Here is a 14,026-nt window from a genome sequence, read left to right as displayed (position 1 = left end):
CACGGAAACGATGTGGCTTGCCGGATCTCCTTCCCCCCAACGAGCACGGCGCGGCGCGCCACTTCGCGTGGAGCGCGGTTGCGTGTTCGGTGCAGAACCGAGGGAGAGAGTTGTGAAGCGACAAGCACGAGGTGGACTGGGGCACCGTGGCTTCTCCCGCAGGCGACATCGAGCTGTACGCCTCCTCATCGGGCTGGGCATCGTCGCGGCGCTGGTGGGAAGCACTCCGGGCTTGGCGGCCGCTGTTCCTCCTCCGCCGCCCAATCCGTCCGATTCCGACCTCGCCCAGGCCGGCGCTCGAGTAGCCGCGGGCGTCGGGCAGGTGAGCGATCTCATCAACCGGGTGGCTTCTGCCGACCAGCAACTCGCCCAGCTCGACAACGAGGTGGCGATCAAACGGGAAGACGTCAATCGCGCTCTCGTGGATTTGCAGAACGCGCGTGGTGCCGCCGACCTTGCGGCGCGGGTCGTCGGGGCGTCACAGCAGGCACTGCGCGACGCGGGCGCGCAGATCGAGCTCGCCCAGAAGGACTTCGACAAGTACGCCCGGTCGAGCTACACCCAGGGCACCAACGTCTCGTCGATCTCGACCTATCTCGGGGCGAAGGGGCCCGGCGACGTCCTGGACCGTGCACAGGTGTTGAAGCTTCTGGCGGCGAGCCAGAACGCCGTACTCGAAGGACTGCAGAGGGCGCGGACGGAGCAGGCGAACAGGGACTCCTCGGCCCGCGAGGCGAAGCAGCAGGCGGATGTCGCAGCCAAGCAGGCCGAGACGAAGAAGTCACTCGCCGAGCAGGCCATCGCCATCGCCCGGGCGGCCTTGCAAGATCAGGCAGCCAAGAAGGCGCAGATCGAAAGCGAACGAGCATCCGCGCAGGCCCAGCTGGAAGCGGCTCGCGGCAACGTCACGGGACTGCAAGGCCAGCGTGAGGCCTACGCGGCGTGGGACGAGCAGCGGCGGGCCGAGGAAGCTCAGAGGGCAGCTGTCGCCGCGGCGGCCCGTGAGGCGGCCGCGCAGGCCGCCGCCCGGGTGGCGGCTAACGAAGCGGCGCGCGAACGCGCAGCGGCCCTCGCCGCCGGTCAGCGGGCGCATACCGCCATCGAGGAGGACTCGACCGAGGAAGGCGAGGACTACTCCGCCGACGACGAGACGTCGACCGGCGAGTACGACGAAGAGACCACGACTGACGAGTCCGACAGCGAGTCGTCGAACAGTGGCTCCGGCCTTACCGGCAGCGCCGCGATCGAGACGGTGATCGACCGGGGGCTTTCCCAGATCGGTGTCGAGTACGCGTGGGGCGGCGGTGACGAGAACGGGCCGACGAAAGGCATTCGCGACGGGGGTGTCGCCGACAGTTACGGCGATTTCAACAAGGTGGGTTTCGACTGCTCGGGTCTGATGATCTACGCCTTCGCCGGCATCGGAATTTCTTTGCCGCACTACACGGGGTATCAGTACACGGCCGGTGAACAAGTGCCCTCGGAGGAGATGCAGCGCGGGGACATGATCTTCTACGGCCCCAACGCCAGTCAGCACGTAGCCCTGTACCTCGGTGACAACGAGATGCTCGAGGCTCCGCAGTCCGGATCCACCGTCCGAATTTCGCCCGTGCGGTGGGATGGCATGACCCCCTACGCTGTGCGTATGGTCTCGTAAGCCATGGTGTCGACGAAGTAGTTCGCAGTGCGGATCGTGCTTGGTTGCGGCGGGGGTTGCTTGCACCTGGAATAGTTGAGCAAGTACGTGAACGGGCGGAACGATCTAGGTGAAAGCGGTGGATTCTTGGTGACCTCACGTGATGATGCGGTATCGGAGGGCGCAGCCCGGAAGGAGACGCTCGCGAAAGCGTCGCCGGACGGAGTGAAGAATGGTGGCACGGCCAATGGGTCGGGCCCCCAGACCGCTCCCGGCGCGGCGAGTGCATCCGTGCAGAACGCCGCCCCGAAGACTGCGGCAAACGCCGTCGCGCCCAGCCTCGCCGCGGACGTTCAGACGTTGGAACGCGCGATTTACGAGGTCAAGCGGGTGATCGTGGGTCAGGACCGGCTGGTGGAGCGAATCCTCGTCGGTCTGCTCGCCAAGGGGCATGTGCTCCTCGAAGGTGTGCCGGGCGTCGCGAAGACGCTCGCCGTCGAGACGTTCGCGAAGGTGGTCGGCGGTTCCTTCTCGCGCGTCCAGTTCACGCCCGACCTCGTGCCCACCGACCTCATCGGTACGCGCATCTACCGGCAGGGCCGGGAGGAATTCGACACCGAACTCGGTCCGGTCGTCGCCAATTTCGTACTCGCCGACGAGATCAACCGGGCGCCTGCGAAGGTGCAATCGGCCCTTCTCGAGGTCATGGCGGAGCGGCACGTCTCGATCGGTGGCAAGCGGTACCACATGCCGGACCCCTTCCTGGTGATGGCCACCCAGAACCCGATCGAGAACGAGGGTGTCTATCCGCTGCCGGAGGCGCAGCGCGACCGGTTCCTGTTCAAGATTCTCGTCGACTACCCCTCGGTGGAGGAGGAGCGCGAAATCGTCTACCGCATGGGTGTCGCGGCGCCGGAGCCGCAACAGGTACTCGATCCCGAGGAATTGGTCCGTCTGCAGAAGGTGGCCAGTGGTGTGTTCGTGCATCATGCGCTCGTCGACTACGTCGTCCGGGTAATCGCGGCCACCCGTACCCCGGCACAGTTCGGCCTCGCCGATGTCGACGGCTGGATCGCGTACGGAGCTTCGCCCCGTGCCACTCTCGGCATCATCTCGTCGGCGCGCGCACTGGCACTTCTGCGGGGGCGTGACTACGTCGTGCCGCAGGACGTTCTGGAGGTCATTCCGGACGTGCTGCGTCACCGCCTCGTTCTGTCCTACGACGCCCTGGCTGACGAGGTGTCCCCGGACGACGTCATCTCACGGGTTCTGCAGACCGTGGGGCTCCCGCAGATCGCCGCTCAGCCCACCGCGCAGGTCGCTCCGGCCGGGCATCCCGGACCCGGTCCGGTTGCGTCGGTGCCCGGACCGACGGCAATGAGCCAGCCACGGTGAGTGCGCGTACTGCCGGCGCGCAGAGCGCCGGCCCACCGCCGTCCTTTCGTTCCGGCGAGCTGCGCGACCCGAAACTGTCCGCCGCGCTGCGAACCTTGGAGCTCACCGTTCGTCGACGCCTCGACGGGGTACTGCACGGGGATCATCTCGGTCTGATTCCCGGGCCGGGCTCCGAGCCGGGTGATGCCCGCGAATACCAGCCCGGCGACGACGTCCGCCAGATGGACTGGTCGGTCACCGCACGGACCACGCATCCGCATGTTCGCCAGTCGGTGGCCGACCGCGAACTCGAGACGTGGATGGTGATCGACCTGTCCTCGAGCCTCGACTTCGGCACGGCCGGGTGCGAGAAACGGGACCTCGCCGTGGCCGCTGCTGCGGCTGTCACCCACTTGACCAGTGGTGGGGGCAACCGGGTCGGTGCCATCGTGGCCACCGGTGCACAGACCACCCGCATCCCTGCACGCGGTGGCCGCATTCACGCCCAGGCCATGTTGCGGCAGATCGCGACCACCCCGCACGCCCCGGACGGTGTCCGGGGCGACTTGCAGAGCGCGGTGGAGTCGCTGCGCCGGCCTCAGCGGCGCCGGGGCCTCGCCGTCGTCATCAGCGACTTTCTGGGGCCGATCGACTGGGAACGGTCACTGCGGGCAATCTCGGGTCGCCATGACGTCCTCGGCGTGGAGGTGCTCGATCCGCGAGATCTGGAACTACCCGACATAGGGGATGTGGTGCTGCACGATCCGGAGTCCGGACGGACCCGCGAATTCTCGATCACACCGCAGCTGCGCGCCGATTTCGCGCGGGCCGCGGAAGAACATCGCCTGCAGGTGCAGCAATCGTTGCGACGTTGCGGCGCACCGGTGCTCAGTCTGCGGACGGACCGGGACTGGATCGCGGACGTCGTCCGGTTCGTCTCGGCGCGTAAGCACAGTTTCGGAACCGCGACGACGCAGAGGGCTCGCCGGTGAGCCTTTCTCAATTCACCTCGCCCTGGTGGCTGCTTTTCCTCCTCGTCGTGGCTGCGTTGGTGGCCGGGTACGTGTGGGTGCAGCGGCAACGGCACAAGCACACCCTGCGGTTCACGAACTTCGCGTTGCTCGAGAAGGTGGCGCCGTCCAGACCGGGCCGCATTCGCCACGTTCCGGCGTTGCTGATGGTGCTGGCGCTGGTGTTCTTCAGCGTCGCGCTCGCCGGACCCACCGAGGACAAACGGGTTCCGCGTAACCGGGCCACCGTGATTCTCGTCATCGACGTCTCGCTCTCGATGAAGGCAACCGATGTGGAACCGACCCGGTTGGCCGCCGCCCAGGATGCGGCGAAGTCGTTCGCCGACGGCCTGACCCCGGGCATCAACCTGGGTCTCGTCGCCTTCGCGGGTACGGCGTCGGTGCTCGTCTCGCCGACGACCAATCGGGAAGCGACAAAGGTTGCCATCGACAATCTGCAGTTGAGTGAGCGCACCGCGACGGGGGAGGCGATCTTCACGTCGCTGCAGTCGATCGAGACGTTGGCAGCGGTGCTCGGCGGCAGCGATCAGGCCCCGCCGGCCCGCATCGTGCTGCTGTCGGACGGTAAGCAGACGGTGCCCGAGAATCCGGACGATCCCCGCGGTGGATTCACTGCGGCGCGTCAGGCCAAGGAGAAGGACGTGCCGATTTCGACCATCTCCTTCGGGACCAGCTACGGCAAGGTCGAGATCGAGGACGAGCGGATTCCGGTGCCGGTCGACGACCCATCTCTGCGGGAGATCGCTTCCCTGTCCGGGGGAAGTTTCTTCACCGCGTCCAGCCTCGAGGAGTTGCGTGACGTCTACGACACCCTCGAGGAACAGATCGGATTCGAGACCACCCGCGGCGATGCCAGCCGGCCCTGGCTGGTGCTCGGGGTCCTGTCGGCGACCGCCGGGCTGATCCTTGCACTTGTTCTGCGTCAACGCCTGCCCTGACGTTCGATTCGGACCGGCGTTTTCTTCCAGCGATTTCGAACAGATAGGTTGTTCCCCATGTCTAACCCAGAATCTACTGACTCGTCGGTAAGGACGGTGTCCTCTCCTCGCTCGGTGCTGGTCACCGGCGGTAACCGCGGGATCGGTCTCGCCGTCGCGCAGCGTCTCGCGGCGGACGGCCACAAGGTCGCCGTCACGCACCGCGGTTCGGGTGCGCCCGACGGGCTCTTCGCCGTCCAGTGCGACGTCACCGACGCCGAGTCGATCGATCGCGCCTTCAAGGAAGTGGAGGAGCATCAGGGTCCGGTAGAGGTACTGGTCGCGAACGCGGGGATCACGGACGACACCCTCATCATGCGGATGTCGGAGGAGCAGTTCACGAGCGTCGTGGACGCCAACCTCACCGGGGCCTTCCGGGTCGCCAAGCGGGCTACCCGGTCGATGCTGCGGGCGCGTTGGGGCCGTTTCGTGTTCCTGGGTTCCGTCGTCGGTCTCGCGGGCGGACCCGGCCAGGTGAACTATGCGGCCTCCAAGGCCGGTGTGGTCGGCATCGCGCGGTCCCTCACCCGCGAGTTGGGTTCTCGATCGATCACCGCAAATGTGGTCGCCCCGGGGTTCATCGACACCGACATGACGGCAGCGATGGAGGACAAGTACCGGGACATGGCCGTGCAGGCCATCCCGCTGCAGCGCGTCGGCCAGCCGGAGGACGTGGCCGCGGTGGTCAGCTTCCTGGCGTCCGACGATTCGGCCTACGTGTCCGGCGCGGTCATCCCCGTCGACGGCGGCCTGGGCATGGGTCACTGACCCACCCACTTCACTTCCCGGACTTTTCCTACAGGAGGACACCTCATGGGCGGATTGCTCGAAGGTAAGACCATTCTCGTCACCGGCATCATCACCGACGCGTCCATCGCCTTTCACGTGGCGAAGGTGGCGCAGGAGCAGGGCGCGAAGGTGATCATCACCGGGTTCGACCGTCTCCGGTTGATCGACCGCATCGCGCAACGCCTGCCGCAGCCGGTGCCGCCGGCCGTCGAACTGAACGTGCAGGACCCCGCTCACCTCGAGTCGCTCGCCGACCGGGTTCGCGAACTCGCCCCGGAGGGCATCGACGGTGTGGTGCACTCCATCGCCTTTGCGCCGCGGTCCTGCCTGGGCAGCCCGTTCTTCGATGCACCATGGTCGGACGTCGGGGTCGCATTCGAGGTGTCCGCCTACTCGTACGCGTCGGTGGCGAAGGCGCTGCTTCCTGTGCTGAACGACGGCGCTTCGATCGTCGGCATGGATTTCGACCCGGCGCGCGCCGTGCCGTTCTACAACTGGATGGGTGTGGCGAAGGCGACGCTCGAGTCGGTCAACCGCTATGTGGCCAAGGAGGTGGGCGAGCGCGGGATTCGCTCCAACCTGGTCGCCGCAGGACCGATCAAGACGCTCGCCGCCAAGGCGATCGCCGGCACCGCCACCGGACCGGCCGAAGAGATGAACAAGCTGAACACCGCCTGGTCCGAGCGGGCGCCGATCGGCTGGAACGTCGACGATCCGGAGCCGGTCGCGAAGACCGTGTGCACCGTCCTGTCCGACTGGCTGCCCGGCACCACGGCGTCGATCATCTACGTCGACGGCGGCGCCCACGCGATGGCCGGATAACAGGACCCGCAGTAAGGGTCACCGACGGCAGCGCGCAGGATTGGCACCATGGTCCAGAAACGGGAAACACAGTTCGATGCCCTTCTCGTGTTGTCGTTCGGCGGTCCCGAGAAGCCTGAGGACGTGCGCCCCTTTCTCGAGAATGTGACCCGGGGAAGGGGAGTGCCACCGGAGCGGCTAGACGCGGTGGCCGAGCACTACCTTCACTTCGGCGGTGTGTCGCCGATCAACGCGCTCAATCGCGACATCATCGCCCGGGTCGAGGCGGCGCTGTCCGAAGCCGGTGTCGATCTGCCCGTCTATTTCGGGAACCGCAACTGGCATCCGATGGTCGAGGACACGGTGGCGCAGATGGCTGCGGACGGTGTCCGGTCGGCATTGGTGTTTCCCACGTCCGCGTGGGGCGGGTATTCGGGTTGCCGTCAGTATCACGAGGACATCGCGCGGGCGCGCGCCGCCTTCGGGGACGCGGCACCTCACTTGGTGAAACTGCGCCAGTACTATGACCATCCCCTCCTGATCGACGCGTTCGCCGATGCAGTGCGGGAGGCGACCACGCAGCTTCCGGCCGAAACCCGCGCCGGCGCCCGTCTGGTCTTCACGGCGCATTCGGTACCTGCCGCCGCGGATGCCAACGCCGGCCCTCCCGATGAGGGCGGCAATCTGTACAGCAGGCAGGTGGCCGAGGCGGCGCGCCTGATCGCGCACGCCGCCGGCTTCGGCGACTTCGACCTGGTGTGGCAGTCCCGGTCCGGCCCACCCCAGGTGCCGTGGCTCGAGCCGGATATTTGTGATCACCTCGAGGCTCTGGCCGCCCAGGAAGTGCGTTCGGTCATCAATTGCCCCGTGGGTTTCGTCTCGGACCATCTCGAGGTCGTGTGGGACCTCGACACCGAGGCCCGCGAAAGGGCGGCCGACGTGGGTATCGACTTCGTGCGCGCGGCCACTCCGGGTACGGATCCTCGTTTCGCTGAACTCGTGCTGGAGCTGATGGGCGAGCACCTCGACGGTAGACAGGCCCGGCGTCTCGGTACCGAACCGCTCCTCGGTTCCACTTCCGACGGCAGGTCCTGTGCTGCCGACTGCTGCAAGGCCATGGTCAGGCCGGCCGGGCGTCCCGCGCACACGCATTGATTGCGGCGGTTCGGGCCGAACGCACGGCGGAACGCAGTGGGCGAAGCAGGTCCTCGAGGGAGGCTGCGGCCGATGCGGTGACGGTCCGGGCCGGCGCCATCTGCTCGGCGACGGTGAGGATGGCGGCCACCTGATCCGCGGAGTCCAGGATTCGGAGGGCGCGGGCCGGGATGGTGGCCGGGTACCGGTGCAGCGCCGACTCGGCCAACGCATCCGCGATGAGGGCACGCGGGTCGGCGCCGAAGCCGGAATCGAGCATGTGCAGGGTTTCGAGCGCTGCCGCGGCGTCGCGCACCGTTTCCCGCATGGTGAACTCGGCCTCGCCGAGACCGGTGTGATGAGCGTCGACGGGGAGCTGTTCGAGGCAGGAGACGGTCCAGCGCAGCACGTCGGGTCCTTCCACGTGGGGTACCAGACCCGTCCCGGGACGGCCCTGGGGCCCGATGAGGATGCCTTCGCCGGCACTGACCGCTGCGGCCGCGAAGGTGGTTCCCGCGGGAATGCCGCGCACGTCGCCCGGGCCGGGTAGAACGAGCCGGATCTCGGTGTCCGGCTCGGAGACGGCGCGGCGGATCGTCTGCAACAACGCCGCGGCACCCCGGTCCTGCGGGTCGGGCCAGGGCAGGCCGGTGCGGCCGGCCGTCACATGGTCACCCGCGCAGACCAGATGCATCGGCGCCCACGCATGCAGAGCGTCGATGACGTCGTCGGGTGCACTGTTCCCGGCGAGCCAGGCACTGGCCCACACGGTGAGAGTGGCGCTGGGTGAAGTCACGATAAACGAGCATATGTCGGCGTGGCGGGGTGTGTGTAACGGCACCTCTGGCATAGCGTCAGCGCCCGTGAGCGGAGGCGACAGATACGGCGACATCTTTTCCGGACACCCGCGGACCAGGAAGCCGGTGACGCCCACGGTGGCCGCCGAACGCGATCTGGTGGTCGAGGACGCGGGCACCGGGTTCTGCGGGGCGGTGGTGGGGTTCGAGCGAACCTACGACGGTGACTTCGTCCGGCTGGAGGACGGAGCGCGGCGTACCCGGTTGTTCGCGATGCGCGAAGCCGCCTTCCTGATCGACGGGAAGCCGGTCACGTTGGTGCGGCCCGCGGCGAAACCGGCCGGGCCCGCGCGAACGAGGTCCGCATCGGGATCGACCAAAGTCGAAGGGCTGCGGGCCCGCACCGCGCTGGCCAGCCGGATCTGGGTGGAGGGCGTCCACGACGCGGCACTCGTCGAGCGGGTGTGGGGCCACGACCTGCGCGTCGAGGGTGTCGTCGTCGAGCATCTCGAGGGCTTGGACAATCTCGCGGAACGGCTGGCAGAGTTCCGGCCCGGGCCCGGCCGGCGTGTCGGCGTTCTGGTCGACCATCTGGTGACCGGGTCGAAGGAAACACAGCTGACGAAGGGACTCGGCCCGAATGTGCTCGTGACGGGGCATCCCTTCATCGACGTGTGGGAGGCGGTGCGCCCCAGCGCGGTCGGGATCGAGGCATGGCCGAAGATCCCGCGCGGTGAGGACTGGAAGACCGGGGTGTGCCGCGAGCTGGGCTGGGGCACGCCGCGCGACGGCTGGCGTCGGGTCTATTCGGCGGTCGACAGTTTCCGTGACCTCGAAGCCCCGCTGATCGGGGCGGTCGAACAGCTGGTCGACTTCGTCACCGCCTCACACCCGGGTTCTGGTTAGATGGTGTTGTGGCTGCATTGATTTGGCTGGTAGCGGGTGTCCTGCTCGCTGCAGCGGAAGCATTGACGGGGGACTTCTTCCTCCTCATGCTGGCCGGGGGTGCTCTCGCCACGGCGGGGGTCACCGCAGTCACCGACTTCCCGGTGTGGGTCGATGCGGTGTTGTTCGGCGTTCTGTCTCTCGTGCTGATCCTCGGAGTGCGGCCGGTGTTGTTGCGTAAGTTCGCGACCCCGCCGTCGACGCCGATGGGGATCGAGGCGCTCACCGGAAAACAGGCGCTGGTTCTCGAGGAAGTCGCGGAGCACGCGGGACAGATCAAGCTCGGCGGTGACGTGTGGACTGCGCGGCCGCTCGACAGCACCGAGGTATATCCACCGGGAACGACCGTGACGGTGATGCAAATAGACGGCGCTACCGCCGTCGTGTGGAGGGGACCGTAGATGGCAGCACTCATCGTGTTGGTCGTGCTCGTATTGTTCGTCGCCCTGGTGGTGGCCAAATCGGTGGCACTGGTGCCGCAGGCCGAGGCCGCAGTGATCGAGCGGCTCGGCCGGTATTCGAGGACGGTGTCGGGACAGCTGACGTTCCTCATCCCGTTCGCGGACCGCATCCGGGCCAAGGTGGATCTGCGCGAGCGCGTGGTGTCGTTCCCGCCGCAGCCGGTGATCACCCAGGACAACCTGACCCTGTCCATCGACACGGTGGTGTACTTCCAGGTCACCAACCCGCAGGCCGCGGTGTACGAGATCAGCAACTACATCGTCGGTGTCGAGCAGTTGACCACCACCACGCTCCGCAACGTCGTCGGTGGCATGACTCTGGAAGAGACGCTGACGTCGCGGGACTCGATCAACGGGCAGCTACGGGGTGTGCTCGACGAGGCCACCGGCCGATGGGGGCTTCGGGTGGCCCGAGTCGAGCTCAAGAGTATCGATCCGCCACCCTCGATTCAGGAGTCGATGGAAAAGCAGATGAAGGCTGACCGCGAGAAGCGGGCCACCATTCTGACCGCCGAGGGACACCGCGAGTCGGCCATCAAGACCGCCGAGGGCGACAAGCAGTCCCGCATCCTCGCCGCGGAGGGCGCCAAGCAGGCGTCGATCCTCACCGCCGAGGGGGAGCGGCAGTCCCGGATCTTGCGCGCCCAGGGTGAACGGGCGGCCAAATACCTTCAGGCGCAGGGTCAGGCGAAGGCCATCGAGAAGGTGTTCGCCGCGATCAAGGCGGGCAAACCAACCCCCGAGCTGCTGGCGTACCAGTATCTGCAGACGCTGCCGCAGATGGCGCAGGGCGACGCGAACAAGGTGTGGTTGGTGCCCAGCGACTTCGGCGACGCGCTCAAGGGATTCGCGAAGACCCTCGGAGCTCAGGGCCAGGACGGCGTGTTCCGGTACGAGCCGTCCACGGCGGACGAGGATCTACCGAAGCCGGAGGACGACTCCGACGAGGTCGCCGAGTGGTTCGAAACCAAGTCCGACCCGGCCATTGCCCAGGCGGTGCGCGCCGCAGAGGTGGAGGCGCGTCAGCCCGTCGACGGTCCGCTCACGAAGATTGGTGGGGCCGAGGAACATTCGCTCGGGTCGAGTGCGGCGCCGGGACAGCTTCCGCCGCCGGTGCCGCCGCAGGATCGGTGACCTCGGGCGGACCGGACCCCGGGGTGTCGCTCAGCCCGATGCGGGCATGCACCCACCGCAGCGGGCGCGGCGCCCACCAGTTCAGGTCGCCGGCGATCTGCATGAACGCCGGTACCAGGACACCGCGGATCAGTGTGGCATCCACGATGATGGCGAGCGCGGTGCCGATCCCGAACATCTGCATGAAGGTCAGACCGGTGGAGAACGACAGCAGCGTCACGGTGAGCAGTGCGGCCGCGCTGGTGACGATGCGACCGACGCGGCCGAGTCCCTCGATGGTCGCCTCGGTGGTATTCGCGCCGGTGTCGTGGGCTTCCTTGATGCGGCTGAGTAGGAAGATTTCATAGTCCACGGACAGCGCGAAGGCGATGCAGCACAACAGCACCACCATGCCGATGTTCAATGGGGCGGGTGTCGCGCCGGTGAGCCAGGCGAGGTGGCCGTCCTGGAACACCCACACCATCGCACCCACGACGGCCGACAGGGTGAACACGTTGAGCACCAACGCCTTCAGCGGCAGGATGACGCTTCCGGTGAACAAGAACAACAGCACGAAAGTCGCGACCGCCATCAGACCGATGGCCAGGGGTAGCCGGTCCATGATGGCGGTGCGGCTGTCGATGAGCGTGGCGGTGGGTCCGCCTACCGCAAGGTGGTCTCCGGTTACCGCGGGCAGCTCTCTGATCGCGCGGACCAGGTCCTGGGCGGCGTCCGACTGTGCGCCGACCGAGGGCTGCACGAGCAGGAAACCGGCCTCTCCCGCCGCGAACCGAGCGCTCTCAGGTCCCGGGCCGAGGACGAGATTCCCCTCCTCGTAGCGGCCGAATACGCCGTCTACCCGGGCGACGTCGGTCATGGTGGAGATCTCCCGGGCGAGTGGCTCGAGGGACGTTCCGTCCTGAAGGGTTGTCACCGTCACGGCGTCGGCGCCGCCGGCGGAATAGTTCTCTCGGATGTCGACGGTGACCTGGCGGGCCGCCGACCCGCTGGGCAGGGCGCGCTCGTCCGGTGTCGCATACTGCGCGTGGAGGAACGGGATTCCCAGCACCAGCAGGAGTGCGACGACGGGAAGCGCTGTTCGCACCGGTCTACGGGTGACGGCAGCCGCGGTTCGCCGCCAGAACAGCGAGTCGGACGCCGGTGTCTTCTTTCGTCGGAGCACCGTCAGCCGGTCTACCCGGGTTCCGAGCACAGCCAGCAGCGCGGGTAACACCACGACGGCGCCCAACGCCGCGACGGCGACCACCGCCATCGCGGCCAGACCGACTGATCGCAGGAAGTAGGTGGGGAACACCAGCATTCCGGTCATCGCGACCATGACTGTCGCGGCGCTGAACACGATGGTGCGCCCGGCCGTCGTCACCGTGTCGACGACCGATTTCTGCGGATCGCTGCCGGCGGCTCGTTCTTCACGAAACCGAGAGACCAGGAGCAATCCGAAGTCGATCGCCAGGCCCAGCCCGAACGCGGTGGCCACGGTGAGCGCGTACACCGAGACATCGGTGATCTGGGCGAGGCCGAAGAGCACCACCATCGTCACGAGAATCGAGATGACACCCAGGGTCAACGGCAGGAGCGCGGCCACCACGCTGCCGAACGCCACCACGAGGAGGACGAGTGTTGCCGGAACGGCGATCGATTCGGCCAGGAGGAGATCGTCGGCGACCTGCTGCTCGATGGCGTCGGCGAGGCCCAGTTTGCCGCCGGCCACCACCTCGACCGAGGGGTCGTCGGAGGGTAGTGCCTCGACGAGCGTGTGGGTGCGCCGCGCCGCGTGCTCCGGGTTGCCTCCGACGTGCAGCAGCAACAGGGCCGAGCGTCCGTCGTTGCTGCGGAGCTCGGGGGAATTCGCCACCCAGTAGGAGGCCACTTCGGTGATGTCCGGTTCCGCTGTGATCGACCGCCGCAGTTGTTGTGCCGCTGCGGTGACGTCCGGGGTGTTCACGTCGCCGCTGCGCGCCGTGACCTGGAGCACCAGATTCGGACTCGCGGTGCCGAACTCCGCCTCGAGGAATCGCTCCGCTTGCGCAGACTCGGAGCCCGGGTCGTCGAAACCGCCCACTTTCAGGTGCTCGGACACCCCCGCCCCGAAAATTGCGGACAGTACGAGGAGGGCCACCGCGACAGCCAGGACGCGGCGCGGGAAGGACACGATGAGGGTGGCGAGGCGCCTCAGCACGACGCTACCGCTTCGTCACGGCCGGTCACCGGGGCGTAGCGCCGCAGTAACGGCCGCAGCAGACGGAACAGCTGTTCGGGGGACTGCGTGAGGTAGAAGTGGTCGCCCGCGAGAATCTGTACCTCGCACGGCTGTGTGGTGTGACGGTTCCATGCGTGCAGGTCGTGTTCGTTGACGAGCGGATCGGCGTCCGCCCCGAAGAGATGCATCGGGCATGCGAGCGGTGGGTCACCGGGGTCGACGTAGTTGCAACAGACGCGCAGATCGTCGCGCACCACCGGAAGCCAGTGCCGCACCCAATCGGGCCAGTCCAGGAACTCGGGCGGCACACCACCCACATCGCGGAGGAACTGGATCAAGGTGGTGTCGTCCAGGCTGTCGACCGGCGGGAACGGTGCGGGAAGGTGCGGCGCCCCGTACCCCGACAGCAGCAGGGCCCGGGGCACAAGACGATGCCGGGATCGACGCCGGCAGGCCAGCCGATAGGCCACGAGCGCGCCCAGGCTGTGTCCGAAGAAGAGATGCGGAACCGTCAGGGCGTCGTCGAGTTCGGACTCCAGGTCGGTGAGGAGTGACTCGAGGTCGACGAATCGAGTTTCCCCGGCGCGGTCCTCCCGCCCGGGCAGCTGCACGGGCCACACCGAGGCGTAGGGATGGAGTGCACGATGCCAGGGGCGGTACATCGACGACCCGCCACCGGCGTGATGGAAGCAGAACAGGCGTAGTGCCGCGTCGGCCCCGGGCCGGTCGAGATAGCGGCTGCGCATG

Annotated in this window: 13 protein-coding genes; 10 read left to right on the top strand and 3 right to left on the bottom strand. The window is 67.4% G+C overall.

What is annotated here, in order from left to right; genetic code table 11:
• The first annotated feature begins 136 nt into the window (after positions 1-136).
• The 7 genes from GFS60_RS15790 to GFS60_RS15760 all read left to right on the top strand — a co-directional run bounded on the left by GFS60_RS15790 (position 137) and on the right by GFS60_RS15760 (position 7,763).
• On the top strand, positions 137-1,657 hold the full coding sequence (locus GFS60_RS15790) for an NlpC/P60 family protein (protein WP_236603504.1): 1,521 nt from the start codon (positions 137-139) through the stop codon (positions 1,655-1,657).
• A 204-nt stretch (positions 1,658-1,861) separates the two neighbouring features.
• Positions 1,862-3,031 carry a chaperone MoxR1 gene (gene moxR1 / locus GFS60_RS15785; RefSeq protein WP_159927236.1) on the top strand — a complete coding sequence of 390 codons (1,170 nt, stop codon included), beginning with the start codon at positions 1,862-1,864 and terminating at the stop codon, positions 3,029-3,031.
• Entirely contained in the window at positions 3,028-4,002 is a 975-nt protein-coding gene (locus GFS60_RS15780; RefSeq protein ID WP_159922608.1) for a DUF58 domain-containing protein, read from the top strand. Before moxR1 ends, GFS60_RS15780 begins: the two co-directional genes overlap by 4 nt.
• Positions 3,999-4,979, top strand: coding sequence for a VWA domain-containing protein (locus GFS60_RS15775; RefSeq protein WP_159922606.1), 981 nt, complete (start codon positions 3,999-4,001; stop codon positions 4,977-4,979). Before GFS60_RS15780 ends, GFS60_RS15775 begins: the two co-directional genes overlap by 4 nt.
• A 57-nt stretch (positions 4,980-5,036) precedes the next feature.
• A complete protein-coding gene (fabG1, locus tag GFS60_RS15770; RefSeq protein ID WP_109330183.1) occupies positions 5,037-5,786 on the top strand; it encodes a 3-oxoacyl-ACP reductase FabG1 in 750 nt (249 codons plus the stop codon).
• Between the two features lie 45 nt (positions 5,787-5,831).
• Positions 5,832-6,629, top strand: coding sequence for an NADH-dependent enoyl-ACP reductase InhA (gene inhA / locus GFS60_RS15765; protein WP_109330181.1), 798 nt, complete (start codon positions 5,832-5,834; stop codon positions 6,627-6,629).
• Between the two features lie 48 nt (positions 6,630-6,677).
• The gene (locus tag GFS60_RS15760) at positions 6,678-7,763 is read left to right on the top strand and encodes a ferrochelatase (RefSeq protein WP_159922604.1); all 1,086 of its coding nucleotides are present in this window, start codon (positions 6,678-6,680) and stop codon (positions 7,761-7,763) included.
• Here the strand turns inward: GFS60_RS15760 and GFS60_RS15755 are convergent.
• Entirely contained in the window at positions 7,729-8,538 is an 810-nt protein-coding gene (locus tag GFS60_RS15755; RefSeq protein WP_159922602.1) for a hypothetical protein, read from the bottom strand. The two genes, GFS60_RS15760 and GFS60_RS15755, sit on opposite strands and share 35 nt — an antisense overlap.
• 67 nt (positions 8,539-8,605) lie before the next feature.
• On the opposite strand from GFS60_RS15755, the gene GFS60_RS15750 reads away from it, so the two are divergent.
• From GFS60_RS15750 to GFS60_RS15740, 3 genes are read left to right on the top strand one after another with little or no spacing between them, the layout of a single operon-like run.
• Entirely contained in the window at positions 8,606-9,445 is an 840-nt protein-coding gene (locus GFS60_RS15750) for a DUF3097 domain-containing protein (protein ID WP_159922600.1), read from the top strand.
• An 8-nt stretch (positions 9,446-9,453) separates the two neighbouring features.
• Complete coding sequence (locus GFS60_RS15745; RefSeq protein WP_159922598.1) at positions 9,454-9,885, top strand: NfeD family protein; 432 nt, start codon at positions 9,454-9,456, stop codon at positions 9,883-9,885.
• On the top strand, positions 9,886-11,079 hold the full coding sequence (locus GFS60_RS15740; protein WP_159922596.1) for an SPFH domain-containing protein: 1,194 nt from the start codon (positions 9,886-9,888) through the stop codon (positions 11,077-11,079).
• Here the strand turns inward: GFS60_RS15740 and GFS60_RS15735 are convergent.
• Complete coding sequence (locus tag GFS60_RS15735; protein ID WP_159922594.1) at positions 10,988-13,258, bottom strand: MMPL family transporter; 2,271 nt, start codon at positions 13,256-13,258, stop codon at positions 10,988-10,990. The genes GFS60_RS15740 and GFS60_RS15735 overlap by 92 nt on opposite strands.
• Positions 13,252-14,025 carry a thioesterase II family protein gene (locus GFS60_RS15730; RefSeq protein ID WP_159922592.1) on the bottom strand — a complete coding sequence of 258 codons (774 nt, stop codon included), beginning with the start codon at positions 14,023-14,025 and terminating at the stop codon, positions 13,252-13,254. Before GFS60_RS15730 ends, GFS60_RS15735 begins: the two co-directional genes overlap by 7 nt.
• Position 14,026: the final 1 nt, after the last annotated feature.

The sequence above is a fragment of the Rhodococcus sp. WAY2 genome (assembly GCF_009859915.1).
GTDB lineage: Bacteria > Actinomycetota > Actinomycetes > Mycobacteriales > Mycobacteriaceae > Rhodococcus_F > Rhodococcus_F oxybenzonivorans.
Note: the sequence above shows the minus strand (reverse complement) of the source record. Positions and strands in the feature narration are given on the sequence as shown.

Bases quoted from the DNA above. Each gene is read 5' to 3' on its own strand.
- GFS60_RS15760 (WP_159922604.1), top strand. From the start codon at position 6,678: ATGGTCCAGAAACGGGAAACACAGTTCGATGCCCTTCTCGTGTTGTCG.
- GFS60_RS15730 (WP_159922592.1), bottom strand. From the start codon at position 14,025: ATGCGCAGCCGCTATCTCGACCGGCCCGGGGCCGACGCGGCACTACGC.
- inhA (WP_109330181.1), top strand. From the start codon at position 5,832: ATGGGCGGATTGCTCGAAGGTAAGACCATTCTCGTCACCGGCATCATC.
- fabG1 (WP_109330183.1), top strand. From the start codon at position 5,037: ATGTCTAACCCAGAATCTACTGACTCGTCGGTAAGGACGGTGTCCTCT.
- GFS60_RS15740 (WP_159922596.1), top strand. From the start codon at position 9,886: ATGGCAGCACTCATCGTGTTGGTCGTGCTCGTATTGTTCGTCGCCCTG.